This window comes from Enterobacter sp. FUJ80071 (assembly GCF_038739915.1).
In the GTDB taxonomy this organism is placed as follows: domain Bacteria; phylum Pseudomonadota; class Gammaproteobacteria; order Enterobacterales; family Enterobacteriaceae; genus Enterobacter; species Enterobacter kobei.
In genome coordinates this window covers 142,123-167,117 of sequence record NZ_JBBXKH010000001.1, presented here as the reverse complement: position 1 = coordinate 167,117, position 24,995 = coordinate 142,123, and the positions used below count along the sequence as shown (strand labels likewise).

The 24,995-nt window shown below is 54.7% G+C and carries 20 protein-coding genes; 10 read left to right on the top strand and 10 right to left on the bottom strand.

All coding sequences use genetic code 11. From position 1 onward, the window contains the following. The first annotated feature begins 26 nt into the window (after nucleotides 1–26). Entirely contained in the window at nucleotides 27–1,001 is a 975-nt protein-coding gene (gene ghrB, locus AAER43_RS00785) for a glyoxylate/hydroxypyruvate reductase GhrB (protein ID WP_342701792.1), read from the top strand. 58 nt (nucleotides 1,002–1,059) lie between these two features. On the opposite strand, the gene cspA is transcribed toward ghrB, so the two are convergent. Together cspA and AAER43_RS00775 are read right to left on the bottom strand one after the other, a co-directional pair. Further along, nucleotides 1,060–1,272: an RNA chaperone/antiterminator CspA gene (cspA, locus tag AAER43_RS00780; RefSeq protein WP_003860775.1), complete on the bottom strand. Its 213-nt coding sequence runs from the start codon at nucleotides 1,270–1,272 to the stop codon at nucleotides 1,060–1,062. Between the two features lie 247 nt (nucleotides 1,273–1,519). Beyond that, nucleotides 1,520–2,230 (bottom strand): DUF3053 domain-containing protein, encoded by a 711-nt coding sequence (locus AAER43_RS00775; protein WP_057057598.1) that lies wholly within the window; start codon nucleotides 2,228–2,230, stop codon nucleotides 1,520–1,522. 332 nt (nucleotides 2,231–2,562) lie between these two features. On the opposite strand from AAER43_RS00775, the gene AAER43_RS00770 reads away from it, so the two are divergent. After that, the gene (locus tag AAER43_RS00770; protein WP_014882043.1) at nucleotides 2,563–2,850 is read left to right on the top strand and encodes an HTH-type transcriptional regulator; all 288 of its coding nucleotides are present in this window, start codon (nucleotides 2,563–2,565) and stop codon (nucleotides 2,848–2,850) included. Nucleotides 2,851–2,888: 38 nt separating this feature from the next. Here AAER43_RS00770 and AAER43_RS00765 read toward each other — a convergent pair whose 3' ends face one another. The 4 genes from AAER43_RS00765 to AAER43_RS00750 form a co-directional block, all read right to left on the bottom strand. Further along, nucleotides 2,889–4,508 (bottom strand): ABC-F family ATP-binding cassette domain-containing protein, encoded by a 1,620-nt coding sequence (locus AAER43_RS00765; protein ID WP_050862731.1) that lies wholly within the window; start codon nucleotides 4,506–4,508, stop codon nucleotides 2,889–2,891. A 435-nt stretch (nucleotides 4,509–4,943) separates the two neighbouring features. Continuing rightward, nucleotides 4,944–7,013: a glycine--tRNA ligase subunit beta gene (gene glyS / locus AAER43_RS00760; RefSeq protein WP_014882041.1), complete on the bottom strand. Its 2,070-nt coding sequence runs from the start codon at nucleotides 7,011–7,013 to the stop codon at nucleotides 4,944–4,946. A gap of 9 nt (nucleotides 7,014–7,022) precedes the next feature. After that, nucleotides 7,023–7,934 carry a glycine--tRNA ligase subunit alpha gene (gene glyQ / locus AAER43_RS00755; RefSeq protein ID WP_003860141.1) on the bottom strand — a complete coding sequence of 304 codons (912 nt, stop codon included), beginning with the start codon at nucleotides 7,932–7,934 and terminating at the stop codon, nucleotides 7,023–7,025. A 160-nt stretch (nucleotides 7,935–8,094) separates the two neighbouring features. Continuing rightward, nucleotides 8,095–8,400, bottom strand: a complete 306-nt coding sequence (locus tag AAER43_RS00750; RefSeq protein ID WP_014882040.1) for a YsaB family lipoprotein — start codon at nucleotides 8,398–8,400, stop codon at nucleotides 8,095–8,097. A gap of 182 nt (nucleotides 8,401–8,582) precedes the next feature. Between AAER43_RS00750 and AAER43_RS00745 the strand changes: the two genes are divergently transcribed. Beyond that, on the top strand, nucleotides 8,583–9,578 hold the full coding sequence (locus AAER43_RS00745) for an acyltransferase (RefSeq protein WP_023331748.1): 996 nt from the start codon (nucleotides 8,583–8,585) through the stop codon (nucleotides 9,576–9,578). A 54-nt stretch (nucleotides 9,579–9,632) separates the two neighbouring features. Here the strand turns inward: AAER43_RS00745 and xylB are convergent, their stop codons facing one another. Together xylB and xylA are read right to left on the bottom strand one after the other, a co-directional pair. Beyond that, nucleotides 9,633–11,087 carry a xylulokinase gene (xylB, locus tag AAER43_RS00740; protein ID WP_050862730.1) on the bottom strand — a complete coding sequence of 485 codons (1,455 nt, stop codon included), beginning with the start codon at nucleotides 11,085–11,087 and terminating at the stop codon, nucleotides 9,633–9,635. A gap of 72 nt (nucleotides 11,088–11,159) precedes the next feature. Continuing rightward, nucleotides 11,160–12,482 (bottom strand): xylose isomerase, encoded by a 1,323-nt coding sequence (gene xylA, locus AAER43_RS00735; RefSeq protein ID WP_100246814.1) that lies wholly within the window; start codon nucleotides 12,480–12,482, stop codon nucleotides 11,160–11,162. Between the two features lie 370 nt (nucleotides 12,483–12,852). Between xylA and xylF the strand changes: the two genes are divergently transcribed. From xylF to xylR, 4 genes are all read left to right on the top strand, one after another. Continuing rightward, a complete protein-coding gene (gene xylF / locus AAER43_RS00730; protein WP_014882036.1) occupies nucleotides 12,853–13,845 on the top strand; it encodes a D-xylose ABC transporter substrate-binding protein in 993 nt (330 codons plus the stop codon). A 72-nt stretch (nucleotides 13,846–13,917) separates the two neighbouring features. Next, nucleotides 13,918–15,459: a xylose ABC transporter ATP-binding protein gene (locus AAER43_RS00725; protein ID WP_050862729.1), complete on the top strand. Its 1,542-nt coding sequence runs from the start codon at nucleotides 13,918–13,920 to the stop codon at nucleotides 15,457–15,459. After that, a complete protein-coding gene (xylH, locus tag AAER43_RS00720) occupies nucleotides 15,437–16,618 on the top strand; it encodes a xylose ABC transporter permease XylH (protein WP_057057599.1) in 1,182 nt (393 codons plus the stop codon). Before AAER43_RS00725 ends, xylH begins: the two co-directional genes overlap by 23 nt. Nucleotides 16,619–16,651: 33 nt before the next feature. After that, on the top strand, nucleotides 16,652–17,830 hold the full coding sequence (gene xylR / locus AAER43_RS00715; RefSeq protein ID WP_050862728.1) for a D-xylose utilization transcriptional activator XylR: 1,179 nt from the start codon (nucleotides 16,652–16,654) through the stop codon (nucleotides 17,828–17,830). A gap of 38 nt (nucleotides 17,831–17,868) precedes the next feature. Here xylR and AAER43_RS00710 read toward each other — a convergent pair whose 3' ends face one another. Continuing rightward, nucleotides 17,869–18,693 (bottom strand): protein bax, encoded by an 825-nt coding sequence (locus AAER43_RS00710; protein ID WP_014882032.1) that lies wholly within the window; start codon nucleotides 18,691–18,693, stop codon nucleotides 17,869–17,871. A gap of 314 nt (nucleotides 18,694–19,007) precedes the next feature. Between AAER43_RS00710 and AAER43_RS00705 the strand changes: the two genes are divergently transcribed. Together AAER43_RS00705 and avtA are read left to right on the top strand one after the other, a co-directional pair. Further along, nucleotides 19,008–21,038: an alpha-amylase gene (locus AAER43_RS00705; protein WP_050862727.1), complete on the top strand. Its 2,031-nt coding sequence runs from the start codon at nucleotides 19,008–19,010 to the stop codon at nucleotides 21,036–21,038. Between the two features lie 198 nt (nucleotides 21,039–21,236). Then, complete coding sequence (avtA, locus tag AAER43_RS00700) at nucleotides 21,237–22,493, top strand: valine--pyruvate transaminase (protein WP_023331743.1); 1,257 nt, start codon at nucleotides 21,237–21,239, stop codon at nucleotides 22,491–22,493. Between the two features lie 56 nt (nucleotides 22,494–22,549). On the opposite strand, the gene AAER43_RS00695 is transcribed toward avtA, so the two are convergent. Beyond that, on the bottom strand, nucleotides 22,550–23,359 hold the full coding sequence (locus tag AAER43_RS00695) for a helix-turn-helix domain-containing protein (RefSeq protein ID WP_045134449.1): 810 nt from the start codon (nucleotides 23,357–23,359) through the stop codon (nucleotides 22,550–22,552). A 225-nt stretch (nucleotides 23,360–23,584) separates the two neighbouring features. Between AAER43_RS00695 and AAER43_RS00690 the strand changes: the two genes are divergently transcribed. Continuing rightward, complete coding sequence (locus AAER43_RS00690; RefSeq protein ID WP_045282192.1) at nucleotides 23,585–24,985, top strand: MFS transporter; 1,401 nt, start codon at nucleotides 23,585–23,587, stop codon at nucleotides 24,983–24,985. The last annotated feature ends 10 nt before the right edge of the window (nucleotides 24,986–24,995 follow it).

Genomic DNA, 24,995 nt, shown 5'->3' with positions numbered 1-24,995 from the left:
ATCCTTAAAAATCAACGGAGATTAGCATGAAGCCGTCCGTCATTTTGTATAAAGCACTGCCGGAAGATCTGCAGAAACGCCTGGAAGAGCACTTCACCGTCACGCAGGTGAAAAACCTGAGTCCGGAGACCGTGGCACAGCATGCCGATGCGTTCGCCAGCGCCGAAGGCCTGCTGGGTTCAAGCGAGAAAGTGGACATCGCCCTGCTGGAGAAAATGCCGAAGCTTCGTGCTACTTCAACTGTTTCAGTAGGTTATGACAACTTCGACGTGGATGCCCTGAGCGCCCGCAAAATCCTGCTGATGCACACTCCGCATGCCCTGACGGAAACCGTGGCCGACACGCTGATGGCGCTGGTGCTCAGCACCGCCCGTCGCGTGGTTGAAGTGGCCGAGCGCGTTAAAGCAGGCGAATGGACAAAAAGCATTGGCCCGGACTGGTTCGGCGTGGATGTTCACGGAAAAACGCTGGGCATCGTGGGTATGGGACGTATCGGGCTGGCGCTGGCACAGCGCGCGCATTTTGGTTTCAACATGCCGATACTGTACAACGCGCGCCGTCACCACGGTGAAGCGGAAGAACGTTTTAACGCGCGTTACTGTGAGCTGGATACGCTGTTGCAGGAAGCCGATTTTGTCTGCCTGATCCTGCCGTTGACGGATGAAACACGTCACCTGATTGGCAAATCCGCATTTGAAAAAATGAAGAAATCCGCCATTTTTATCAACGCGGGTCGTGGCCCGGTGGTGGATGAGCAGGCGCTCATTGAAGCCCTGCAAAATGGCGAGATCCACGCCGCCGGTCTGGACGTGTTTGAGCAGGAGCCACTGCCGGTGGATTCTCCACTGCTGAAAATGCCAAACGTCGTCGCCCTGCCCCACATCGGCTCTGCCACGCACGAGACACGCTACAACATGGCGGCTACCGCAGTGGACAACCTGATTGCCGCGCTGAGTGGAAAAGTGGATAAAAACTGCATTAACCCGCAGATCCAACAGTAGAAACGAAAAAACCCGCCAGAAGGCGGGTTTTTGAATTTTGTGCTACTGGGTTGGAAGCTTACAGGCTTACAACGTTACCAGCTGCTGGGCCTTTAGCGCCGCTTTCGATGGTGAAGGACACTTTCTGACCTTCGTCCAGAGATTTGTAGCCATCGTTCTGGATAGCAGAGAAGTGTACGAACACGTCTTTTGAGCCATCGTCAGGAGTGATGAAGCCGAAACCTTTATCAGCGTTGAACCATTTTACCAGACCAGTCATTTTAGCAGACATAGAATTACCTTAATTAACAAATATATTGTGCCTTCCGGCTTGATGGATTGCGTTACAGATTTTTAAGCGATGAAGGAAGGGTCACAACGAAGGGTATCTATGGATAACAATCTGGACTGCTTTACTAAACTGCTTTAGGTCTGTGTAACAAACCGACGGGAATAGTTATACCGATGTGGTAGAGGAATGACAAGCGTTATTTTCGCAATGCATAAAAAAACCCCGCCTGACGCGGGGTTTTTTCGGTTTATTCTGTGGCCGTGACGGCGGCACTCCAGGCCTGGCTAAAGGCCTGATGCTGGTAGGCCAGTGGCCCAATCAGCGTATTGTACTGACTTGCCTGCTGCGAAGTCGGGAACTGGATGCCGTTGGCAACAAAGCTCACCTGAGTGTCCTGCTGGGCGATAAAGTCACCCACCTGAACCAGCTGCTGCGTGAAAATTTGCGCGGCCGGAATCAGCGGTTGCAGTGCTTCAGACGGTTTGGTCACCACTTTCTCATACACTTTGTCAAAGACCGGTTTGAGATCCTCACCCTGCTTCAGCGCAGAACGTGACGCATCAGCCTGCATTTTCGCATTCTGTAGCTGCTGGCTCAGCACGCCGAGCGCACCGTTGGACTGGCGCAGCGGTTCACGCTGAGTCACATAATCCTGTGGAACGCGGATGGCGTTTACGCTATCCACGACCGGGCGGATACCGGAATCCATCGCCTGGCTCACCTGCTGTGAATACCCATAAAGAATGGCGTAATCGGACACAAAGGGACCAAACTGTTTTTTCTGATCCGCAGTCAGCGTCGGTAACCGCTCGCCGCTGCGCATCACTGTATTCTGCAGAAAATCGATAAACGCTTTGCGCTGATCGCCTTCTTTATCAAAACACCCACTCAGGCTAACAACCATCAACAACGCCGCAATAGGCGCAAACCAGCGAGAGCAGGACTTTCCTGTCGCCATTTTATTACTCCTTTCACCCAAAAAAGCGCACACCGGCACACGCGTGCCCGACGGCTTACAAGGATAGTCCAGGTCAGCCTTGCAAGATACTCTTTTCATGTAAAACGCCTATTGCCGATTTATTTCTTATCATTTACAAAAAAATACCTGACGGGCCCTCCTTATGGTTAATCAGGTAATTAGCATAACTATCCATATAGCTGAATCGGATAAAGCGATCGTTACCGCACGATTAATCACACCCGTGACGATCCTGGGTTTGTATTAGGGACTATTCTTAATTGGCTCTCTGATGTTCTTGATCACGATGTGAGATTTAAGAGGAGTTCTCAATGGAATATAAAGATCCTGAGTTTGAGCTGCTGAGCAGTCTGGAACAGATCATTTTTAAAGATGTACCGCAGACGATTACCCTGCAACAAAAAGCCAATCCCTTTACAGAATATGAGCAATTGCGCAAAGGGACAGGTCTGAAGACAGAAGAATTCGCCAGAGCGATGGGTGTCAGCGTAGCGATGGTGCTGGAGTGGGAGTCAAAACGTGAGAGACCCACGCCAACCGAGTTAAAGCTGATGCGCCTGATTCAGGCCAACCCTGCACTCAGCAAACAGATAGCGTAGTGACGTTTGAACGCCCCCGCCTTCGCGGGGGCTTGTGTTTAAAGACTTTCGCAACGCCAGCCCGCCTCTTCCCAGATCATCTCGTGCGACAACGTTAACCCTTTTAAAAAAGCGTCATCGTGTGACACCACCAGCACTGCTCCCGGAAAACCGGCCAATGCCTCTTCAATGGCCTGAACCGAGGCCAGATCCAGATGGTTGGTCGGTTCATCCAGCAACAGGAGCTGCGTGGCCTCAGCACGCCATAATACGCAGGCCAGTGCCGCCTTAAGACGCTCACCGCCGCTCAGTTCCGCCAGCGGGAGCGCGACTTTATCGGCCCCCAACTGAAGCTGTGCTAAACGGGTTCGTAATACCCCCTCTTCAAGGGGCGTATTGCCCAGGTTGAGGTGGGTCATGACCGACTGCGAGAGATCGAGCCGGGACAGATGTTGATCGAGATAAGCGCAGCTGACGGAAACGTTGCAGGTCCCTGAACGCGGGCTGATTTCGCCGAGAATCGCTTTTAACAGCGTCGACTTCCCGCAGCCGTTTGGTCCTTTTAACGCCACGCGCATCGGACCATCCATCCGCCAGTTGAGTGGGGGAACTAGCACATGTGGCAGCACCAGATTTTCCATCACCAGCACCTGTTTTCCTTCCGGAATCTGACTCCCCGGCAGGGTAAACATCACCGGGTTATCGTCTTCAACCCGCTCACGCGCCTTGTTTACGGCAGCGTTCAGGACATCATTTTGCTCGTTATGCTGCTTTTTCCAGCTGCCAATACGTTCCTTTGCCGCGCCTTTATATTTGACGCGTTCGAACGATGCGATATTGAGGGTATCGACGGTGCGTAATGTTTTTGCCGACCGCCGCTGGCTGTCGTCATGCTCTTTCTGCATGCGCGCGCGGGTACGTTTGCGCGCCGTCGCCGCGTGCTCCAGCGCCGCGCGGGCAGCCTGTTGCTCAGCATCGCGCTGGGTTTGATAATCCGCATAATTCCCGCCATAGCTGCGAAGACCCGCGCCACTCAGTTCAAGAATACGCGGCACCTGCGCCAGCAGCTCACGGTCATGGGAGGCCACCAGTACACCGCCCTGATAACGGGCAAGCTGGTCGTAGAACCATGTCCGGCCTTGCCGGTCCAGGTGGTTAGTGGGTTCGTCCAGCAGCAGATAATCCGCTTGCGCCGTAAACGCCCCGCACAGCAACGCGCGGACACGCTCGCCACCGCTGAGTTCAGCGGCAGGCTTATCCGGATCAAACGGCGGCAGTCTCGCCCGGGCAAACGCCTCGCTCAGGCGTTCTGCTAAATCCCAGAAGCCATCAAGCGTTTCCAGATCGTCAGGCTGATACTCTCCGCTGTCGACACGCGCTCGCGCCGCGAAGATTGCCTCGTACCCGAGCAATTCAGCCAGCGTCGTGTGTGGCAAAATATCCTGCTGCTGCGCCACATAAACCTGTGTTCCGGTTCGTTCGATATGCCCGTTTGCGGGTTCATCAAGCCCCGCCAGCAGGCGCAGCAGACGTGTTTTCCCACTGCCGTTGCGGCCCACCAGCGCGCACAGAGACGGTTCCAAAGAAAGATTCAGCGGACCAAAAAGGGTATCCCCCGTCGCAAACTGACAGGTGACCTGATGCAAAATAAAAGAAGGGGACTGCGCTAAATGAGCCATAAGCACTCCTGAATGAAATCAAAACATCCCCTGCCGACGCGGTGGCGTTTAGCAAGGATCGAAATTCATCAGTCGTGTTTGTTCATTTTTGGGGGGCACTCCAGCGCGAGAAATTTAACGAGGGTAAGGATAACGGTAATGTGTTGAAGGTTTCAAGGTTAAATTTTGGGCGACTTATACTCCCTCAGCCCTTTGGGAAGGACTACTTTGCCGATACCCTGAAGGCGCCGCGCTTATCCGGCCTACAAAAGCCCCATAAAAAACCCGCCGAAGCGGGTTTTCAAACTGCTGGCAAAGTGCATTTTGTCAGTTTCGCCCGGCGGCGCTACGCTTGGGCCTACAATGAAACGTGCAACCCGTTACACAATGTAGGCCGGGTAAGCGTAGCGCCACCCGGCAAGAAAGACGGCTCACATGTTTATGACAGCGTGCACATTACTGCAGCAGCGAAATATCCGCCACGCGCAGGAACAGCTCGCGCAGTTTTTCGAGCATAGAGAGACGGTTGATACGCAGGTCTTTATCTTCTACGTTCACCATCACTTTCTCGAAGAAGGCGTCGATCACGTCACGCAGTTCCGCCAGCTCCACCAGCGCTTCCTGGTAGCGGCCTTCCGCGAAGTACGGTTCGAGCTTGTCGCGCAGCACCACAACCTGCATCGCCAGAGCAATCTCTTCCGGCTCTTTCAGGGTTGCGGCGTTCACGCGTTCGTTCAGCGTTTCGTCGGATTTCGCCAGAATGTTGGAGACACGCTTGTTAGCCGCAGCCAGCGCAGATGACGCTTCCAGCGTACGGAAGTGGGAAACCGCCTTCATACGCGCATCGAAATCAGCCGGACGGGTCGGACGACGCGCCAGCACCGCCTGAATGGTGTCAACGGTGTAACCTTCGTCCTGATACCAGGCGCGGAAACGACCGAGCATAAAGTCGATAACGTCGTCCACCACGTTCGCGTTGGTCAGCTTGTCGCCGTACAGACGCACCGCTTCTTCGGTCAGTGTCTGCAGATCGAGGTTCAGGTTCTTCTCAACGATGATGCGCAGCACGCCCAGCGCAGCACGACGCAGCGCAAACGGGTCTTTGTCCCCTTTTGGATGCTGGCCGATACCGAAGATACCCGCCAGGGTGTCCATCTTGTCGGCAATCGCCACGGCGCAGGCGACCGGGTTGGACGGCAGTTCGTCACCCGCAAAGCGCGGCTGATACTGCTCGTTCAGTGCCACAGCCACGTCTTCCGCTTCGCCATCGTGACGCGCGTAGTGCATGCCCATCACGCCCTGGGTGTCGGTAAATTCGAACACCATGTTGGTCATCAGGTCGCACTTGGAGAGCAGGCCCGCACGGGTCGCATGGTTGACGTCGGCACCAATTTCGCGGGCGATCCAGCCGGACAGCTCCGCAATGCGGTCGGTCTTGTCGCGCAGCGTACCCAGCTGCTGCTGGAACAGCACGGTCTGCAGACGCGGCAGGTTATCTTCCAGACGCTTTTTACGGTCGGTATTGAAGAAGAACTCGGCATCCGCCAGACGTGGACGCACCACTTTCTCGTTACCGGAGATAATCTGGATCGGATCTTTCGATTCGATGTTGGCGACGAAGATGAAGTTTGGCAGCAGCTTGCCGTCGTTGGCGTAGACCGGGAAGTACTTCTGGTCACCCTTCATGGTGTACACCAGCGCTTCTGCCGGAACGGCCAGGAATTTCTCTTCGAACTTCGCAGTCAGCACCACCGGCCATTCAACCAGAGAGGTCACTTCTTCCAGCAGGCTGTCGCTCAGATCGGCATTACCGCCAATCTTGCGCGCCGCCTCTTCCGCGTCCGCTTTGATTTTGGCTTTACGCTGTTCGTAGTCAGCAATGACCTTGCCGCGCTCCAGCAGAATTTGCGGATACTGGTCGGCATTGTCGATGGTGAACTCCGGCTCACCCATAAAGCGGTGGCCGCGGATCACGCGATCGGACGCCACGCCCAGAATGGTGGCAGGAATAACGGTGTCGCCCAGCAGCAGGGTCACGGTATGGACCGGACGCACGAAGTGGACGTCAGACGCGCCCCAGCGCATCAGCTTAGGAATCGGCAATTTCGCCAGCGACGTGGCAATCATGTCCGGCAGCAGCGCTTCTGCGCTCTCGCCTTTCACATGCGCACGATACAGCAGCCACTCGCCTTTGTCGGTGGTCAGACGCTCGGCCTGGTCAACGGTGATGCCGCAACCGCGCGCCCAGCCTTCAGCCGCTTTGCTTGGCTTGCCTTCCGCGTCGAACGCCTGGGCAATAGCCGGGCCACGTTTTTCGACTTCACGATCCGGCTGAGACGCCGCCAGATTTGCCACTTTCAGCGCCAGACGACGCGGCGCAGCAAACCACTCAATTTTACCGTGCGCCAGGCCAGCGTTATCCAGCTCGGCGGTCACGTTCGCAGCAAAAGATTCAGCCAGGCTGCGCAGGGCTTTTGGTGGCAGCTCTTCGGTGCCGATTTCCACCAGGAAAGTTTTCTCAGACATGGCCGCCTCTTATTTGTTTCGGTTGCACATCGGGAAGCCAAGGGCTTCACGGGACGCGTAGTAAGCTTCTGCAACGGCTTTGGTCAGGGTACGAATACGCAGAATGTAGCGCTGACGTTCAGTCACGGAGATGGCTTTGCGGGCGTCCAGCAGGTTGAAGCTGTGGGCGGCCTTCAGAATACGCTCGTAAGCAGGCAGCGGCAGCGGAGTCTCCAGCGCCAGCAGCTGCTGCGCTTCTTTCTCGTACTGCTCGAAGCAGGTGAACAGGAAGTCCACGTCCGCGTATTCGAAGTTATAGGTGGATTGCTCCACTTCGTTCTGATGGAACACGTCGCCGTAGGTGGTTTTACCCAGCGGGCCGTCGCTCCAGACCAGGTCGTAAACGCTGTCTACGCCCTGAATATACATCGCCAGACGTTCCAGACCGTAGGTGATTTCACCCGTGATCGGCTTACATTCCAGACCGCCAACCTGCTGGAAGTAAGTGAACTGGGTCACTTCCATGCCGTTCAGCCACACTTCCCAACCCAGACCCCAGGCACCCAGCGTTGGGTTTTCCCAGTTATCTTCCACGAAACGGATATCGTGAATGGTTGGATCCATACCCAGCTCTTTCAGCGACCCGAGGTACAGTTCCTGAATATTGTCGGGCGATGGCTTAATCACCACCTGGAACTGATAGTAATGCTGCAGACGGTTCGGGTTCTCACCGTAACGACCATCGGTCGGACGACGGGAAGGCTGCACATACGCGGTCGCCATTGGCTCTGGTCCCAGCGCGCGCAGGCTGGTCATCGGGTGTGAAGTGCCGGCGCCGACTTCCATGTCCAAAGGTTGAACAATGGTGCAGCCCTGACGAGCCCAGTAATCCTGTAAGGTCAGGATCAGGCCCTGGAAGGTCTTGGTATCAAACTTTTGCATAGTATTTCGTGCTGGATACGTGTGGTTTTAAATGGAAGGGACCAGTATACCCGCTGGCTGCAAGATATACAGTACGAAACGGGGTTGTTTAGGGAAAATTGGGAAATAAGCCTTCAGGCCAGAACGTGGGCGACGTCTGGCTGTTGATTATGCGAGCAGGCTAGCGCATGGAGAGGTGTAAAAACTGGCCGTCTGCATCAAACGAGCAGACAAAGCCCTCTTTACGCGACGTATGGCCCCGCAGCTCATAGCTTCCCTGAAAGCGCTCAAATCCGGTGACATCAATCTTCTGAACGGCCGAGTTATAGCGGCGTGCAGCCTGATCTTTACAGATTGCCTCCATGTTCAGTGAACGTTCCGGGCTCATTTTGCCCTGCTGTGCTTTTTGCACAGGTGCTTCTTGTGGCGTACTGCAACCTGCCAGCATGAGCAGCAGAAAGAGTGACGCCACTCGCTTCATCATCATTTTTATTACCGTCCTGGTCAGTGGCTGTTATTTTTAGTATCAAAGCTTTTATAGATTAAGGTTCGCCATTCTGCGAATCTCGCGGTCTTCCGGCAAGCCTGCTGATAAAACTCAGAATTTTCCAAACGAAGACTTTTGGACAATGGCAGTCACACTCCATTTACAGGGAACACGAGGAACTGATGGCGTCAAAAATTAACTGGATTGATAACCTGCGAGGAATAGCGTGTCTGATGGTGGTCATGATCCACACGACGACCTGGTATGTCACGAATGCGCACAGCATCAGCTCTGTTAACTGGGACATTGCCAACATTCTCAACTCTGCGTCTCGCGTCAGCGTCCCGCTATTTTTTATGATTTCCGGCTTTCTCTTTTTTGGCGAACGTAGCGCGCAGCCGAGGCACTTCATCCGCATCGCGGCCTGTCTGGGGTTTTACAGCGCCGTTGCCTTGCTCTATATCACCCTGTTCACCTCAATTAACGCCGGGCTATCACTCAAATATTTGCTGCAAAAACCAGTGTTCTATCACCTGTGGTTTTTCTTCGCCATTATCGTTATCTATCTCGTCTCTCCTCTTATTCAGGTGAAAAACGTCAGCGGGAAAATGCTGCTGGCCCTGATGGTGGTGATTGGCCTCATCGCCAACCCGAATACGGTCTCGCAGAAAATCGACGGATTTGAATGGTTGCCGGTCAATCTCTATATCAACGGCGATACCTTCTATTACGTGCTTTACGGCATGCTGGGGCGCGCCATCGGGATGATGGAGACGCAAAAACGTAGTCTGAACTGGCTTTGTGCGTCGCTGTTTATCGCAGGCGTGGCGGTGATATCGCGCGGGACGCTGCACGAATTGCAGTGGCGCGGTAATTTTGCCGATACCTGGTACCTGTATTGCGGACCGATGGTGTTTCTCTGTGCCGTCTCGCTGCTTACGCTCGTTAAAAACACGCTCAACGCGCGGCCACTCCCGGTACTGAGCGTGATTTCGCGGCACTCGCTCGGAATTTATGGTTTTCACGCGCTGGTGATCCACGCCCTGCGAACAAGAGGTGTGGAGCTAAAGAGCTGGCCGGTGCTGGATATCATCTGGATTTTTGCCGCCACGCTGGTCATCAGCCTGCTGCTGTCGATGCTGCTGCAAAGAATCGATACGCGCAGGTTTGTAAGTTAACCAGATGTACGGGGAGTTGTAGGCCGGGTCAGCGCAGCGCCACCCGGCGGATGTTTACGACATCAGCGGCAGCAGCTGCTGATAGATTTTGCGGAACACGTCGCGCCTCTGCGCATAGCGGGCATGGCGTGCTGCGTCAGGCAAGTGCGCCTGTTCAAGCGGAAGCTGCGGTAACAATTGTGAAAGCGGTTTTTCGGGGTTCATGGCTATCTGTGCCAGCCGTGCGGCGCCGAGTGCGGGCCCGACATCGCCACCAGTGCGGAAATCCAGCTGCAATCCGCTGATGTCAGCCAGCATCTGTCGCCAGTAAGGGCTCCGCGCGCCGCCGCCAATCAGGGTGACGCTCGACGGTTTCAGGCCGCAATCATGCACCACGTCCATGCCGTCGGCCAGCGCATAGCCCACACCCTCCAGAACCGCACGCGCCAGCTCAGCCGGGCCATGCTGATGAGTTAAACCAAAGAACACCCCTTTCGCTTCCGGGTTGTTGTGCGGCGTTCGCTCACCGGAAAGATACGGTAAAAACCAGATCGTACCCGCGGTGTCATCCGCCTGCTGCGCGGCGGAGATGAGCGCCGGAACATCGGCCATGCCGGTGAGTCTTGCCGCCCAGTCCAGGCAAGATGCGGCACTGAGCATCACTGACATCAAATGCCATTTCCCCGGAAGGGCATGGCAGAAACTGTGCACAGCGCTTTCAGGGTTGCTGCGATACCCGTCGCTAACGGCAAAATAGACACCGGACGTTCCCAGCGACAGCATCGCCTGCCCTGCCTCCACCATGCCGACACCCACGGCCCCCGCCGCATTGTCACCGCCTCCGGCCACCACCGGTACGGCTGGCATATTCCAGCGTTCAGCAACGGCTGGCTGCAGCGTGCCTGTCACCTCGCTACCTTCGAACAGCGCGGGCATATGGGCGCGGGTCAGATGGCAGGCATCCAGCATCGCCTCGCTCCAGTCACGTTTCGCCACGTCGAGCCACATCGTGCCCGCCGCGTCAGACATGTCGCTGGCGAAATCACCCGTCATGCGAAAACGCAAATAATCTTTCGGCAGCAGGACTTTCGCCACCTGCCGGAAAATCTCAGGTTCATGACGCTGTACCCACAGAAGTTTCGGTGCGGTAAAACCGGGCATCATCAGGTTGCCGGTGATCTGGCGGGAGGTGGGTACACGTTCCTCAAGAAGCGCACACTCTTCTGCACAGCGGCCATCGTTCCAGAGGATCGCAGGACGCAACACGCGATGCTGGCTATCCAGCAGCGTTGCGCCGTGCATTTGCCCGGCAATCCCCAGCGCTTTGACGTCACGCAGAGCGTGTTTCTCGCCTAGCGCCTTGATGGCACGGTCCGTTGCCTGCCACCACTGCTCCGGGTCCTGTTCCGACCACAGCGGATGCGGACGTGAAACCTGCAGCGTTTCCGTCTGCGTGGCTAACACATCGCCCTGCTCGCTTAACAGGATGGCTTTCACACCCGACGTGCCAAGATCGATCCCGATATACATTACGGTGACTCCTTTAACAGAAATGCCCGGTGGCGCTAACGCTTACCGGGCCTACGTGCATCTTCAGCTCAATCACTTATCAAACAGATAGTGGTTTACGAGATTTTCCAGCAGTTCCTGGTGCCCGCTCTGGTGCCGCGGCGCCAGCTGCTGCTGTTCAGCGTACTTCGCGATCTCCGCAAGTGATAACTGGCCTTTCAAAATTTGCTGACCCAGCTCACTGTTCCAGCCGCTGTAGCGCTTCGCAACACGCTTATCCAGCTCACCGTCTTCAATCATGCGAGCGGCGACTTTCAGCGCCAGCGCCATGGTGTCCATCGCGCCAATGTGACCGTAGAACAGATCGTATTTGTCGGTGCTCTGACGACGTACTTTGGCGTCAAAGTTCAGGCCGCCGGTAGTGAAACCACCCGCTTTAATGATTTCGTACATCACCAGCGCATTCTCTTCCACGCTGTTCGGGAACTGGTCTGTATCCCAGCCCAGCTGTGCATCGCCGCGGTTAGCATCGACAGAGCCAAAGATGCCCAGTGCAATCGCAGACGCAATCTCGTGATGGAAAGAGTGGCCCGCCAGCGTGGCGTGGTTGGCTTCAATGTTAACTTTAATCTCTTTTTCCAGACCGAACTGTTTCAGGAAGCCATACACCGTCGCCACGTCGTAGTCATACTGGTGCTTGGTCGGTTCCTGCGGTTTCGGCTCAATCAGCAGCGTGCCACGGAAGCCGATTTTGTGCTTATGATCGACAACCATCTGCATAAAGCGGCCAATCTGCTCGCGCTCCTGGCGCAGATCGGTATTGAGCAGGGTTTCGTAGCCTTCACGGCCGCCCCACAGGACATAGTTTTCGCCGCCCAACTGATGCGTGGCGTTCATGGCCGTCACCACCTGTGTGGCCGCCCAGCTAAACACTTCCGGATCCGGATTGGTTGCCGCGCCCGCGCCGTAGCGTGGGTTAGTGAAGCAGTTTGCGGTGCCCCACAGCAGCTTCACGCCGCTTTGCTGCTGTTTTGCCGCCAGCACATCCACCATCTGCGCGAAATTGTTCAGGTACTCTTTCAGAGACGCACCTTCCGGCGAGACGTCCACATCGTGGAAGCAGTAGTACGGCACGTTCAGCTTGTGGAAAAACTCAAATGCCACATCGGCTTTGCGTTTCGCCAGCTCGATGGCTTCACCCGGCTGCTGCCATGGGCGGTCAAAGGAACCCACACCGAACATATCGGCGCCGTTCCAGCAGAAGGTATGCCAGTAACAGGCGGCAAAGCGCAGATGGTCTTCCATGCGCTTACCCAGTACCAGCTCATCCGGGTTGTAGTGACGAAATGCTAAAGGATTGGTCGTTTTTGGGCCTTCGTAACGAACACGATCGAGTTGGTCGAAATAAGCTTGCATATTGAGCTCCATAATCAGGGTATGCGGCGAGTCGTTGATACAGGAGTAATAGTGAATAGACATTTTGGGTTGCTCAATTACGTTATTTCACACTGCTATTGAGAGAATGCACAACTGTGCGCTGGCTCGCAAAATAATGCGCAGGCAAACTATTTTTCGGCGTAAATTCCAGAATCAAATGTAATTAAGACGTTACGCATTTTAAAATCCGATCGCGGTCATAAATTCAGAAATAAACCAAATATCGTAATGAGAAGATAAAAATCTGTAATTGCCAGCCCGCCTTTCCGCGTTAAAAATTTGCTGCGTCCCAGCAGTGAATGTTTCTTTTATCTCAGCAACACATACCCCTACAAAAGGCCTAATAATTATGAAGATAAAGAACCTGACCCTAACGATCTGCACTACTCTCCTCCTTGTAAGCTTTGCAGGACATGCCAAAGAGGTCAAAATTGGCATGGCGATTGACGACCTGCGCCTGGAGCGCTGGCAAAAAGATCGCGATATCTTTGTGAAAAAAGCGGAATCACTCGGTGCGAATGTCTTTGTTCAGTCAGCGAATGGCAATGAAGAAACGCAAATGTCACAGATCGAGAATATGATTAACCGTGGTGTCGATGTCCTGGTCATTATCCCTTATAACGGCCAGGTATTAAGTAACGTTGTGAAAGAAGCGAAGCAAGAGGGCATAAAAGTTCTCGCTTATGACCGCATGATTAATAATGCGGATATTGATTATTATATTTCGTTCGACAATGAAAAAGTGGGTGAATTACAGGCGCAAAGCCTGATCGACAAAGTGCCTCAGGGCAATTATTTCCTGATGGGTGGCTCTCCGGTAGATAACAACGCCAAACTGTTCCGTGAAGGACAAATGAAAGTCCTTAAACCCTACATCGACAACGGGAAAATTAAGGTGGTTGGCGATCAGTGGGCCGACGGATGGCTGCCAGAAAACGCGCTGAAAATTATGGAAAACGCGCTGACGGCCAACAACAACAAAATTGATGCGGTCGTGGCCTCCAACGATGCCACCGCAGGCGGTGCTATCCAGGCGCTGAGCGCCCAGGGGCTGGCCGGGAAAGTCGCAATCTCCGGGCAGGATGCCGACCTGGCAGGGGTAAAACGCATTATCGCTGGCACACAAACCATGACGGTCTACAAACCGATTACCGAGCTTGCCAATACCGCGGCGGAAATCGCCGTGGAGCTGGGCAATGGCAAGCAGCCTAAAGCAGACGCGACGCTGAATAACGGGCTGAAAGATGTTCCGGCTCGCCTGCTCACGCCAATTGAAGTCAATAAAGAGAACATTGACGCCACCGTGATTAAAGACGGTTTCCACAAGAAGAGCGAACTGTAATCCAGCGCGGCCCCCGCTCTGCGGGGGCGCATCACGTTGTACTGTTCTTCCCTCGGGTTATGTGGAGCAGGTATGCCTTATTTACTTGAAATGAAAAGCATCACCAAGCGCTTCGGCGCAGTGAAGGCCGTCGACAACGTCAGCCTCCGGTTGAACCCCGGCGAAGTGGTTTCGCTGTGCGGCGAGAACGGTTCGGGCAAATCAACGTTGATGAAAGTTCTGTGTGGGATCTACCCACACGGCAGTTACGAAGGCGAAATTGTCTTTGCCGGTGAAGTGATCCAGGCGACACACATTCGCGATACCGAACGTAAAGGGATCGCCATTATCCACCAGGAGCTGGCGCTGGTGAAGCATCTCACCGTGCTGGAAAACATCTTCCTTGGAGCCGAGATTTCCCACCACGGCGTACTGGATTACGACACCATGACGCTCCGCTGTGAAAAGCTGCTGGCGCAGGTGAGCCTCAATATTTCACCGGATACCCGCGTGGGCGATCTGGGTCTGGGGCAACAGCAGCTGGTAGAAATTGCTAAGGCGCTGAACAAACAGGTACGGCTGCTGATCCTCGATGAGCCCACGGCTTCGCTCACCGAACAGGAAACCGCAGTTCTGCTCAATATCATCCGCGATCTGCAAAACCACGGCATCGCCTGTATCTACATTTCGCACAAGCTAAACGAGGTTAAAGCCATTTCGGACACCATCTGTGTCATTCGCGACGGGCAGCACATCGGCACGCGCGAAGCGGCAGGCATGAGTGAAGATGACATCATCACCATGATGGTAGGCCGCGAGCTGACGGCGCTCTACCCGAATGAGCCACACACCAGAGGCGAGGAAGTGCTGCGTGTGGAAAATCTGACCGCGTGGCACCCCGTTAACCGCCACATTAAACGCGTGAATAACGTCTCGTTTTCTCTTCACAGCGGCGAAATTCTCGGGATTGCGGGCCTCGTCGGCGCCGGACGCACGGAGGCCGTACAGTGTCTGTTTGGCGTGTGGCCCGGGCGCTGGGAGGGGACGATTTATATCGACGGCCAGCCAGTGAAAATCGACAACTGCCAGCAGGCGATTGCCCGCGGCATTGCTATGGTGCCGGAAGATCGTAAAAAAGACGGCATCGTACCGGTCATGGCGGTGGGGAAAAACATTACGCTTGCGGCACTCGATCGGTTCTCCGGCGCGCTGAGCAGCCTGGACGATGCCGCAGAGCAACAGTGCATTCTTCAGTCGCTTGCAAGGCTGAAGGTCAAAACGTCCTCCCCGGAACTGGCGATTGGCCGCCTGAGTGGCGGTAACCAGCAGAAAGCGATTCTGGCGCGCTGCCTGCTTCTCAACCCACGCATATTAATCCTCGATGAGCCAACGCGCGGGATTGATATCGGTGCCAAATATGAAATCTACAAACTGATTAATCAGCTTGTTCAGCAAGGGATTGCCGTCATTGTCATTTCGTCTGAGTTACCCGAAGTGCTCGGCCTGAGCGACCGCGTGCTGGTGATGCACGAGGGGAAACTGAAAGCCAACCTGATTAACCAGAACCTGACGCAGGAGCAGGTGATGGAAGCCGCCTTAAGGAGCGAACGTCATGTCGAAAAGCAATCCGTCTGATATCAAAGTCGCCGTTCCGACGCCCGGTGCGTTCGCAGGGCTAAAAGCGCTGAACCTGCAGGTCTTCGTGATGATCGCAGCAATTATCGTCATCATGCTGTTTTTTACCTGGATGACCGATGGCTCATATTTAAGCGCGCGTAACGTCTCTAACCTGCTCCGCCAGACCGCCATTACCGGGATCCTGGCCGTAGGCATGGTGTTCGTCATTATCTCGGCAGAAATTGACCTGTCTGTAGGCTCGATGATGGGCCTGCTCGGCGGCGTGGCGGCTATTTTCGACGTCTGGCTTGGCTGGCCGCTGCCGCTGACCGTGACGGTGACGCTGGTACTGGGTCTGGTCCTGGGGGCCTGGAACGGCTGGTGGGTTGCCTACCGCAAAGTCCCGTCGTTTATTGTTACCCTGGCGGGTATGCTGGCCTTCCGTGGGATCTTAATCGGGATTACCAACGGCACTACCGTCTCCCCCACCAGCGCCGCCATGTCGCAAATTGGTCAGAGCTACCTCTCCGATAGCGTGGGCTTTACGATTGGCGTGGTAGGTTTGCTGGCGTTTGTCGCCTGGCAGTGGCGGGGGCGCATGCGTCGTCAGGCGCTGGGGCTGGCGTCACCGGCATCAACCTCCGTGGTAGGACGCCATGCGCTGACTGCGGTCATTGTGCTGGGCGCCATCTGGCTTCTTAACGACTATCGCGGTGTTCCGACACCGGTCCTGCTGCTGGCGCTGTTACTGCTGGGCGGGATGTTTATGGCGACGCGCACCGCGTTTGGCCGCCGCATTTATGCCATCGGTGGCAACCTTGAAGCTGCCCGTCTCTCGGGGATCAACGTCGAGCGCACTAAGCTCGCGGTGTTCGCCATTAACGGCCTGATGGTCGCCATCGCCGGGTTGATCCTCAGTTCGCGTCTGGGTGCCGGTTCGCCCTCCGCAGGTAACATCGCCGAGCTGGATGCGATTGCCGCCTGCGTCATTGGCGGCACCAGCCTCGCCGGCGGTATCGGTAGCGTGGCGGGTGCGGTCATGGGGGCATTTATCATGGCGTCGTTGGATAACGGGATGAGTATGATGGACGTCCCGACGTTTTGGCAGTATATCGTCAAGGGGGCCATTCTTTTGCTGGCAGTCTGGATGGACTCTGCCACCAAGCGACGAGCCTGATAACCGTATTGTGACTTAATTGGGAAGTGAGCCATGTTTGAAAAGCGTCACCGCATTACGTTGTTATTCAATGCCAATAAAGCCTACGACCGTCAGGTCGTTGAAGGCGTGGGTGAATATTTGCAGGCGTCGCAATCCGAGTGGGATATCTTCATTGAGGAAGACTTCCGCACCCGTCTGGAGAACATCAAAGACTGGCTGGGGGATGGCGTCATCGCTGACTATGACGATCCCGTCATTGAACAGCTGCTGACCGACGTCGACGTCCCGATCGTGGGCGTCGGCGGCTCCTACCATTCCCCCGAAAATTACCCGCCGGTTCACTATATCGCCACCGATAATCATGCCCTGGTCGAAGCCGCTTTTCTTCATTTAAAAGAGAAAGGCGTCCATCGTTTCGCGTTCTATGGTTTACCCGCTACCAGCGGCAAGCGCTGGGCAGTCGAGCGCGAGCATGCGTTTTGCCAGCTGGTCGCGCAGGAGAAGTATCGCGGCGTAGTGTATCAGGGGCTGGAGACGGCTCCGGAAAACTGGCAGCACGCGCAAAACCGGCTGGCGGACTGGCTGCAAACGCTGCCCCCGCAAACCGGCATTATTGCCGTCACCGACGCCCGCGCCCGCCACGTGCTGCAGGTCTGCGAGCATTTACATATCCCGGTGCCCGAGAAGCTGTGCGTGATTGGCATTGATAACGAAGAACTCACCCGCTATCTCTCCCGCGTGGCGCTCTCCTCTGTGGCACAGGGCACCCGTCAGATGGGCTATCAGGCAGCGAAGCTGCTGCATCGTCTGCTGGATAAAGAGTCTCTGCCGTTTCAGCGTTTGCTGGTACCCCCTGTCCGCGTCGTGGAGCGTCGCTCAACCGACTATCGTTCCCTGAGTGACCCGGCCGTCATTCAGGCGATGCACTATATTCGCAACCACGCCTGTAAAGGAATTAAGGTCGATCAGGTTCTGGATTCGGTGGGCATTTCTCGTTCGAATCTGGAGAAGCGTTTCAAAGAAGAAGTGGGCGAAACCATTCATGCCGTCATCCATGCGGAGAAACTGGAGAAAGCCCGCAGCCTGCTCATCTCAACATCACTGTCGATCAACGAAATCTCACAGATGTGCGGTTATCCGTCGCTGCAATATTTCTATTCGGTGTTTCGCAAAGAGTATGACACCACGCCAAAAGAGTATCGGGATCGCCACAGCGAGGTGCTGATATAGAAAAGAAAACGCCTTCATTTAGAAGGCGTTTTTAGTGATTACATATGGGCGGCGATTAAGCGCTGGTTATCCTGGTACATCGCGAACAGATAGTTGTTATAGCTCTGTCCCTTCGTCGAATAACCCTTCAGCTTGTGAATCATCGTACTGGCCGTCACTTCCTGATCCGCTTTACGCAACTGAGCACGTGATTTACGGAAGGATGAGTAGGCCGGATGCGTGTTCAGATTGACCACATAGGCACCCACGGAATCTTTGACTGATTCAAACTGAGAATAGCCTTTCACCTTGCCAGGCGCATTATTACAACGACCTTTCACACACTTCATACCGAAAAGATTGTTGTTATTACGCGCCAGCTTTGACGTTCCCCAGCCGCTTTCGGCTGCCGCCATGGTCGCAACCATGCTATTCGGGATGATATCGACACGTTCAAGGAGAGCATTCCACGGCACACGACGGGTGTTACCGTTCCAGCTCAGCTTGTAGCGCTTCGTGATATCTTTCAGACGCGCGCGTTCTGAGGGCGACCAGCGGCTATCGTACTGTTTGGAAATCAGCCAGTTACGATCCGCAGTAATCGCGGCATTTTGACTCGTGATGTAAGGCATTACCGTCCGGAGAAACGCTTTTTTCCTTGGTGTTCCGGAAGGGTATTTTCGCAAATCAGGAAGTGAACTACTCTTTGCACTATTGCGAGAATACTCTTGTTTACTGCTAACCTTACTACTTGTCGTCTTTATTACGTGGGCTTTCTTACTCGTTGTATCCGTGTGCGTCTTCGCAAGCACCTCACCTGAAAATGCCATGGTGAGTAACATGAGTATCGCAGCCCCATATCGTCGAATGGGAGTCGATATCATTAGGTCTCCTGGTCGGATGTCATCATCCTAACACCTTATTTTTTTCACAAATTTGAGAGCGGAATCTCAAATCATATCAAAAATAGACTTCAAGAGCACGTATAGAAATAGTCCAAATCCGAAACTATGTCACCTGAAACTTGCTTATAAAAACAGCACTCCTGAAAATTTGTGCGCGATATCGCAGATAACTGCCTAATTTTGCGCGGGATCACTCATCCTCACACGTCCTCCTGGCAGAAAGCGCTGGAGGATGAGTTTTTACCCTCCGCCTGATGGCAAACTGGTTAAAAATGCCGCGACAGGAAAATGGAATGAAACGCACCGCTCTGGCTTTTCTGATGCTACCCGCACTGGCACACGCTGACTGGTCATCACCGGGGTTTAATAGTTTTAGCGCCGAAGGCACCGGGATTTTCACCAGCCAGGCAAAGCTTGCGAAGGGTACGCGTCCTCTTACGCTGAGTTTTGACAAGACGTGCTGGCAGCCATCAGAGGCGATAAAACTCAATGAGATGCTGTCGCTCAAACCCTGCGATAGCACGCCGCCGCAGTGGCGCCTTTTCCGCGACGGTGAATATCAGATGCGGATTGATACTCGCTCCGGCACGCCCACACTGCTGCTGACAATTCAGAGTGCAGCAGAACAACCGGTGGCAACCGCTACCCGCCAGTGTCCGAAGTGGGATGGTAAACCGCTGACGCTGAACGTTAGCGATACTTTCCCGGAAGGGACAGTAGTGCGTGATTTCTACAGCAAACAGACCGCGACGGTACAGAACGGAAACATTACCCTGCAGCCCGCCGCTGGCAGTAATGGCCTGCTGCTGCTTGAGCGCGCCGAAACGGATAAACCCGCACCGTTTAGCTGGCAGAACGCCACCGTCTATTTTGTCCTGACCGACCGCTATGTGAACGGTGACCCGAGCAACGACAACAGCTATGGCCGCCATAAAGACGGCATGCAGGAGATTGGCACCTTCCACGGTGGCGACCTCAAGGGACTTGCCAGCAAGCTCGATTATTTACAGCAACTGGGGGTGAATGCGCTCTGGATAAGCTCTCCGCTTGAGCAGATCCATGGTTGGGTAGGCGGGGGGACCAAAGGGGATTTCCCTCACTATGCGTATCATGGCTATTACACCCAGGACTGGACAAAGCTTGATGCCAACATGGGTACCGAAGAAGATTTGCGCCATCTTGTCGATGAAGCACACAAGCGTGGTATCCGCATCCTGTTCGATATCGTCATGAACCACACGGGCTACGCGACGCTAGCAGACATGCAGGCGTATCAGTTTGGCGCGCTGTATTTACAGGGTGATGAGCTGAAAAAAACGCTGGGTGAACACTGGACCGACTGGAAGCCAGGTGCAGGCCAAACCTGGCACAGCTTCAATGACTACATTAACTTCAGCGACAAAGCCGCATGGGAAAAATGGTGGGGCAAGAAATGGATCCGTACCGACATCGGTGATTACGACAACCCTGGCTTTGATGATTTGACGATGTCGCTGGCGTTCCTGCCCGACCTGAAAACGGAATCCACCGTCCCTTCCGGGTTACCCAATTTTTATCAGCACAAACCCGATACCCGCGCGAAGGCCATCCCGGGATATACCCCGCGCGACTATCTGACTCACTGGCTCAGCCAGTGGGTACGAGACTACGGCATCGACGGTTTTCGGGTCGATACCGCGAAGCACGTCGAGCTTGCGGCCTGGCAGCAGCTAAAAGATCAGACAAGTCAGGCACTGGCGGCCTGGAAAGGGGCGAACCCGGACAAAAAGCTCGACAACGCACCGTTCTGGATGACCGGGGAATCCTGGGGTCACGGGGTGATGCAGAGTGATTATTACCGCCACGGTTTCGATGCGATGATCAACTTTGATTATCAGGAGCAGGCGGCAAAGGCGGTGAACTGCCTGGCCGATATCGACCTGACGTGGCAGCAGATGGCAGAAAAGCTGCAAAGCTTCAACGTTCTGAGCTACCTCTCCTCCCATGACACACGCCTGTTCCGCGAAGGTGGTCAGCGCGCGGCTGAGCTGCTCCTGCTGGCACCGGGCAGCGTACAAATCTATTACGGGGATGAATCCGAACGTCCGTTCGGCCCGACGGGCTCCGACCCGCTTCAGGGCACCCGTTCGGATATGAACTGGCAGGATGTCACGGGCACGCAGGCGTCAACCGTCGCCCACTGGCAAATGCTGGGTCAGTTCCGCGCCCGTCACCCGGCGATCGGCGAAGGCAAGCAAACCACGCTGTCGCTGAAAGAAGGGTATGGCTTTGTGCGCGAGCACAAGGGCGATAAAGTCATGGTGGTATGGGCTGGTAATCAATAATCCCCCCCTCACCCTAACCCTCTCTCCACAGGGGAGAGGGCCGGGGTGAGGGGAGAAAAAACCGCCAGAACAATTCACTGAATAAATCCTTACCCGCCACACAAAACAACAAATCCGACCACACCACCCGATTTGCACCAACACGGTGCTAGCGTTATGGTTACCCACTTTCAAAATAAGCTCGACAGATCACCTGCTATGACGTTTTCACTTTTCGGCGACAAATTCACCCGCCATTCAGGCATTACTCGCCTGATGGAGGACCTCAACGACGGGCTGCGCACACCGGGCGCAATCATGCTCGGCGGCGGAAACCCGGCTCAAATTCCGGAGATGAATACCTATTTCCAGACGCTGCTCGCTCAGATGCTGGAAAACGGCAAAGCGACCGATGCGCTCTGCAATTACGACGGTCCTCAGGGCAAAACTGAACTGCTGGCGCTCCTCGCTGGAATGCTGCGTGACGAGCTGGGCTGGGATATCGAACCACAGAATATTGCACTAACAAACGGCAGCCAGAGCGCGTTTTTCTACTTGTTTAACCTGTTCGCTGGACGTCGCGCCGACGGCACGACCAAAAAAGTGCTGTTCCCGCTGGCCCCGGAATATATCGGCTATGCCGATTCCGGTCTGGAAGAGGATCTGTTCGTCTCCGCACGCCCTAACATTGAGCTGCTGCCGGAAGGCCAGTTCAAATATCACGTCGATTTTGAACATCTGCATATCGGTGAAGAGACGGGCATGATCTGCGTCTCCCGTCCGACTAACCCGACGGGCAACGTCATTACCGACGACGAGCTGATGAAGCTGGATGCGCTGGCAAATCAGCACGGCATTCCGCTGGTGATCGATAACGCCTACGGCGTGCCGTTCCCGGGCATTATCTTCAGCGAAGCGCGTCCGCTATGGAACCCGAATATCGTTCTGTGTATGAGCCTCTCTAAGCTGGGCCTGCCGGGTAGCCGCTGCGGCATCATCATCGCCAACGAGAAAATCATCACCGCCATTACCAATATGAACGGCATTATCAGCCTTTCACCGGGCGGCATCGGTCCGGCAATGATGTGTGAAATGATTAAGCGCAACGACCTGCTGCGTCTGTCTAACGAGGTTATCAAGCCGTTTTATTATCAGCGCGTTCAGGAAACCATCGCGACGATTCGCCGCTACCTGCCGGAAGAGCGCTGCCTGATCCACAAACCTGAGGGGGCGATTTTCCTCTGGCTGTGGTTTAAGGACCTGCCGATCACCACCGAACTGCTCTACCAGCGTCTGAAAAAACGCGGTGTGTTGATGGTGCCGGGTGATTACTTCTTCCCGGGTCTGGATAAGCCGTGGCCGCACACGCACCAGTGCATGCGTATGAACTACGTGCCCGATCCGGAAAAAATTGAAGCGGGCGTCAAAATTCTCGCCGAAGAAATCGAAAAAGCCTGGCTCGAAGACGGTCAGTGACGCGTTACGCCAGATGATGCTGCACAGCGGGCATAATCTGGCGACCCCGAGGCAGGTCAACCAGAATTAATATGCTCTTTACAGTACCGCCGTTTCCAGACGGCGGGCGTTAGACCGGTGTGCTTAGAAAAAATCTGTCGAAAATAGCCCACATCATTAAAACCGCAGCGTGTCGCTACTTCGGTTAATGATGCGGCCTCGTTGAGCAGTAATTTTTCTGCCGCCCGGACACGCTGGCGATGAATGGCCTCCGTCAGGGTTAAATGAAATGTCCGGCGAAATACTCGCCCAAGATAATCCGCATTGCAGTGCAGCTCTTTTGCCAGTAGCGACGTTGAAAGCGGTAAATGAAACTGTGTGCGAATAAGCTGTTTCGCCTTCCACGCCATGGCCGCGCCGGCTTCATTGGCGCTGTCTTCATATCCGGAAGGACGGGAAATTTGCTGTAAGATCAGCAGTAAAATGATTTCAAGCGCCATGGTTCGCTGTAATTTCTCCTGCTCGCTTAAGAACTGGCGGAAAAGAGAAATGACAGACTGGGCGTCCCTCACGCGACAATGCTGTTCTATCGCCAGATTGGGTTGTGAAGAGGGGTAATGTTCAATCTCAAAATGCAGCCAGTAAAATTTAAGATCGATCGGGAATTCGCCCACACCCACGTGTCGCCTGTCAGGCCAAAGCAGTAACGTCTCCCCCGCACGCACCTCAAACACCGTATTTTCTTCCTGGATCGTTAATGTCCCTTTTTCGACAAAAATAATCTCCCACGATGTTAATTTCCGCGCAGGATGGCGACCCACGCCCCGGGAAATAAATAGCCCGCCATTTTGGACCTTAATCGGAAGCGCTATGGATAATTCGAGCATGGATATTCACCATTCCGCTTTTATTGCCATCAATATTCAATTTACGCATTGATTATTAACTAATATCTGAATAACTGTCCGATCGAAATCACATTTTCTTCATCAGGTCGGAATCGTCACCTTTTTATACTTTTCCCTTCCCTTGTTGGCCTTGCCGTTCAATGCAGAATAAATGGGTACCTTGCATAAATACGATAATAAATTCGTTCATCGAGGAGTTACTTCATGACTTCCACACCGATTACTGAATCAGACGTGACACAAGGGGCGGCAGATGACCGGCTGTCCGTCCGCGAAAAAATTGGCTATGGCCTGGGTGATGCGGGCGGGACGGTAATTACCTGCCTGATCATGAATTTCCTGACCTTTTTCTATACCGATGTCTTTGGCCTCACTCCCGCGCTCGTGGGCACGCTATTTATTGCTCTTCGTGTGTTTGATGCCATCTCCGATCCGGTGATGGGCGTGATTGCTGACCGCACGCAGAGCCGCTGGGGACGTTTTCGTCCCTGGCAGCTATGGGTGGCGCTCCCCATCGGGGTTATTGGCGTGCTGACGTTCACCGTACCGGAAGCCAGCATGGGGGTGAAAATCGCCTGGGCGTTTGGTACCTATTTGCTGTTGTCCGTTGGTTATACCGCCATTAACGTGCCCTACTGCGCGCTGATTAACACCATGACTACCCGACACAACGAGGTGATCGCCTGCCAGTCATGGCGCTTTGTGCTGTGCGGCGTGGCGGGATTTCTGGTCTCTGTGGGATTGCCATGGCTGGTCGCGGAGCTCGGTCAGGGCGATGCCGCAAAGGGTTATCAGCTTGGCGTCGGCGTCCTGTGTGCTGTCGCCGTGGTGATGTTTCTCTGCTGCTTCTTCTGGGTTCGCGAGCGCGTCCCGCTGGCGCTGATGGGTAAATTCACCTTACGCGAGCACCTTGCGGGCCTGCGTAAAAACGATCAACTGCTCCTGATGCTGGTGATGTCGTTTCTGCTGATCAACGTTTTCAACATTCGCGGCGGCGGATATATGTACTTCATCACCTACGTCCTGCAGGGCAGCACGGCCTATACCTCGCTCTTTTTCACGATGGTGACTTTTGCGGCCATTCTGGGTGCGGTGATCGTCAATCCGCTGTCGCGCCGTATTGATACCGTCAAACTCTACTACTACACCAACCTGGTGCTCGCTGCGCTTGCGGTGGGCATGTGGTTTCTGCCGGGAGGCCCGGCGCACCAGACGCTCTGGCTGGTGATTATTTTAAGCAACGGCGTGATCCTCGGTTTTACCCTGCCACTGCACTTCTCGCTGATGGCTTTTGCCGATGACTACGGTGAATGGAAAAACGGCGTGCGTTCATCGGGCATGAACTTCGCCTTCAACCTGTTTTTCATCAAGCTCGCATGGGCATCCAGCGCCGGGATCATCAGCCTGGTGTTTATCACCGTAGCCTATCAGCCGGGCATGGGTAACCAGACGCCAGCCTCGTTACAGGGCATCACCGCCATGGAGACACTGCTGCCTGCCCTTTTCCATCTGCTGCTGGCGGTCACTATCCGCTGGTGCAGGCTTAACAATCCACTGATGTCGCGCATTGCCACCGATCTGCGCCAGCGTCATGTCCCTTCCTGAGGAGAATACG

Coding starts and splice junctions, on each gene's coding strand:
- xylA (WP_100246814.1), bottom strand. CDS start 12,482: ATGCAAGCTTATTTCGACCAACTCGATCGTGTTCGTTACGAAGGCCCA.
- AAER43_RS00695 (WP_045134449.1), bottom strand. CDS start 23,359: ATGCTCGAATTATCCATAGCGCTTCCGATTAAGGTCCAAAATGGCGGG.
- glyQ (WP_003860141.1), bottom strand. CDS start 7,934: ATGCAAAAGTTTGATACCAAGACCTTCCAGGGCCTGATCCTGACCTTA.
- AAER43_RS00770 (WP_014882043.1), top strand. CDS start 2,563: ATGGAATATAAAGATCCTGAGTTTGAGCTGCTGAGCAGTCTGGAACAG.
- xylF (WP_014882036.1), top strand. CDS start 12,853: ATGAAGATAAAGAACCTGACCCTAACGATCTGCACTACTCTCCTCCTT.
- AAER43_RS00710 (WP_014882032.1), bottom strand. CDS start 18,693: ATGATATCGACTCCCATTCGACGATATGGGGCTGCGATACTCATGTTA.
- AAER43_RS00690 (WP_045282192.1), top strand. CDS start 23,585: ATGACTTCCACACCGATTACTGAATCAGACGTGACACAAGGGGCGGCA.
- avtA (WP_023331743.1), top strand. CDS start 21,237: ATGACGTTTTCACTTTTCGGCGACAAATTCACCCGCCATTCAGGCATT.
- AAER43_RS00750 (WP_014882040.1), bottom strand. CDS start 8,400: ATGATGATGAAGCGAGTGGCGTCACTCTTTCTGCTGCTCATGCTGGCA.
- xylB (WP_050862730.1), bottom strand. CDS start 11,087: ATGTATATCGGGATCGATCTTGGCACGTCGGGTGTGAAAGCCATCCTG.
- AAER43_RS00745 (WP_023331748.1), top strand. CDS start 8,583: ATGGCGTCAAAAATTAACTGGATTGATAACCTGCGAGGAATAGCGTGT.
- AAER43_RS00725 (WP_050862729.1), top strand. CDS start 13,918: ATGCCTTATTTACTTGAAATGAAAAGCATCACCAAGCGCTTCGGCGCA.
- ghrB (WP_342701792.1), top strand. CDS start 27: ATGAAGCCGTCCGTCATTTTGTATAAAGCACTGCCGGAAGATCTGCAG.
- glyS (WP_014882041.1), bottom strand. CDS start 7,013: ATGTCTGAGAAAACTTTCCTGGTGGAAATCGGCACCGAAGAGCTGCCA.
- xylR (WP_050862728.1), top strand. CDS start 16,652: ATGTTTGAAAAGCGTCACCGCATTACGTTGTTATTCAATGCCAATAAA.
- cspA (WP_003860775.1), bottom strand. CDS start 1,272: ATGTCTGCTAAAATGACTGGTCTGGTAAAATGGTTCAACGCTGATAAA.
- AAER43_RS00765 (WP_050862731.1), bottom strand. CDS start 4,508: ATGGCTCATTTAGCGCAGTCCCCTTCTTTTATTTTGCATCAGGTCACC.
- AAER43_RS00705 (WP_050862727.1), top strand. CDS start 19,008: ATGAAACGCACCGCTCTGGCTTTTCTGATGCTACCCGCACTGGCACAC.
- AAER43_RS00775 (WP_057057598.1), bottom strand. CDS start 2,230: ATGGCGACAGGAAAGTCCTGCTCTCGCTGGTTTGCGCCTATTGCGGCG.
- xylH (WP_057057599.1), top strand. CDS start 15,437: ATGTCGAAAAGCAATCCGTCTGATATCAAAGTCGCCGTTCCGACGCCC.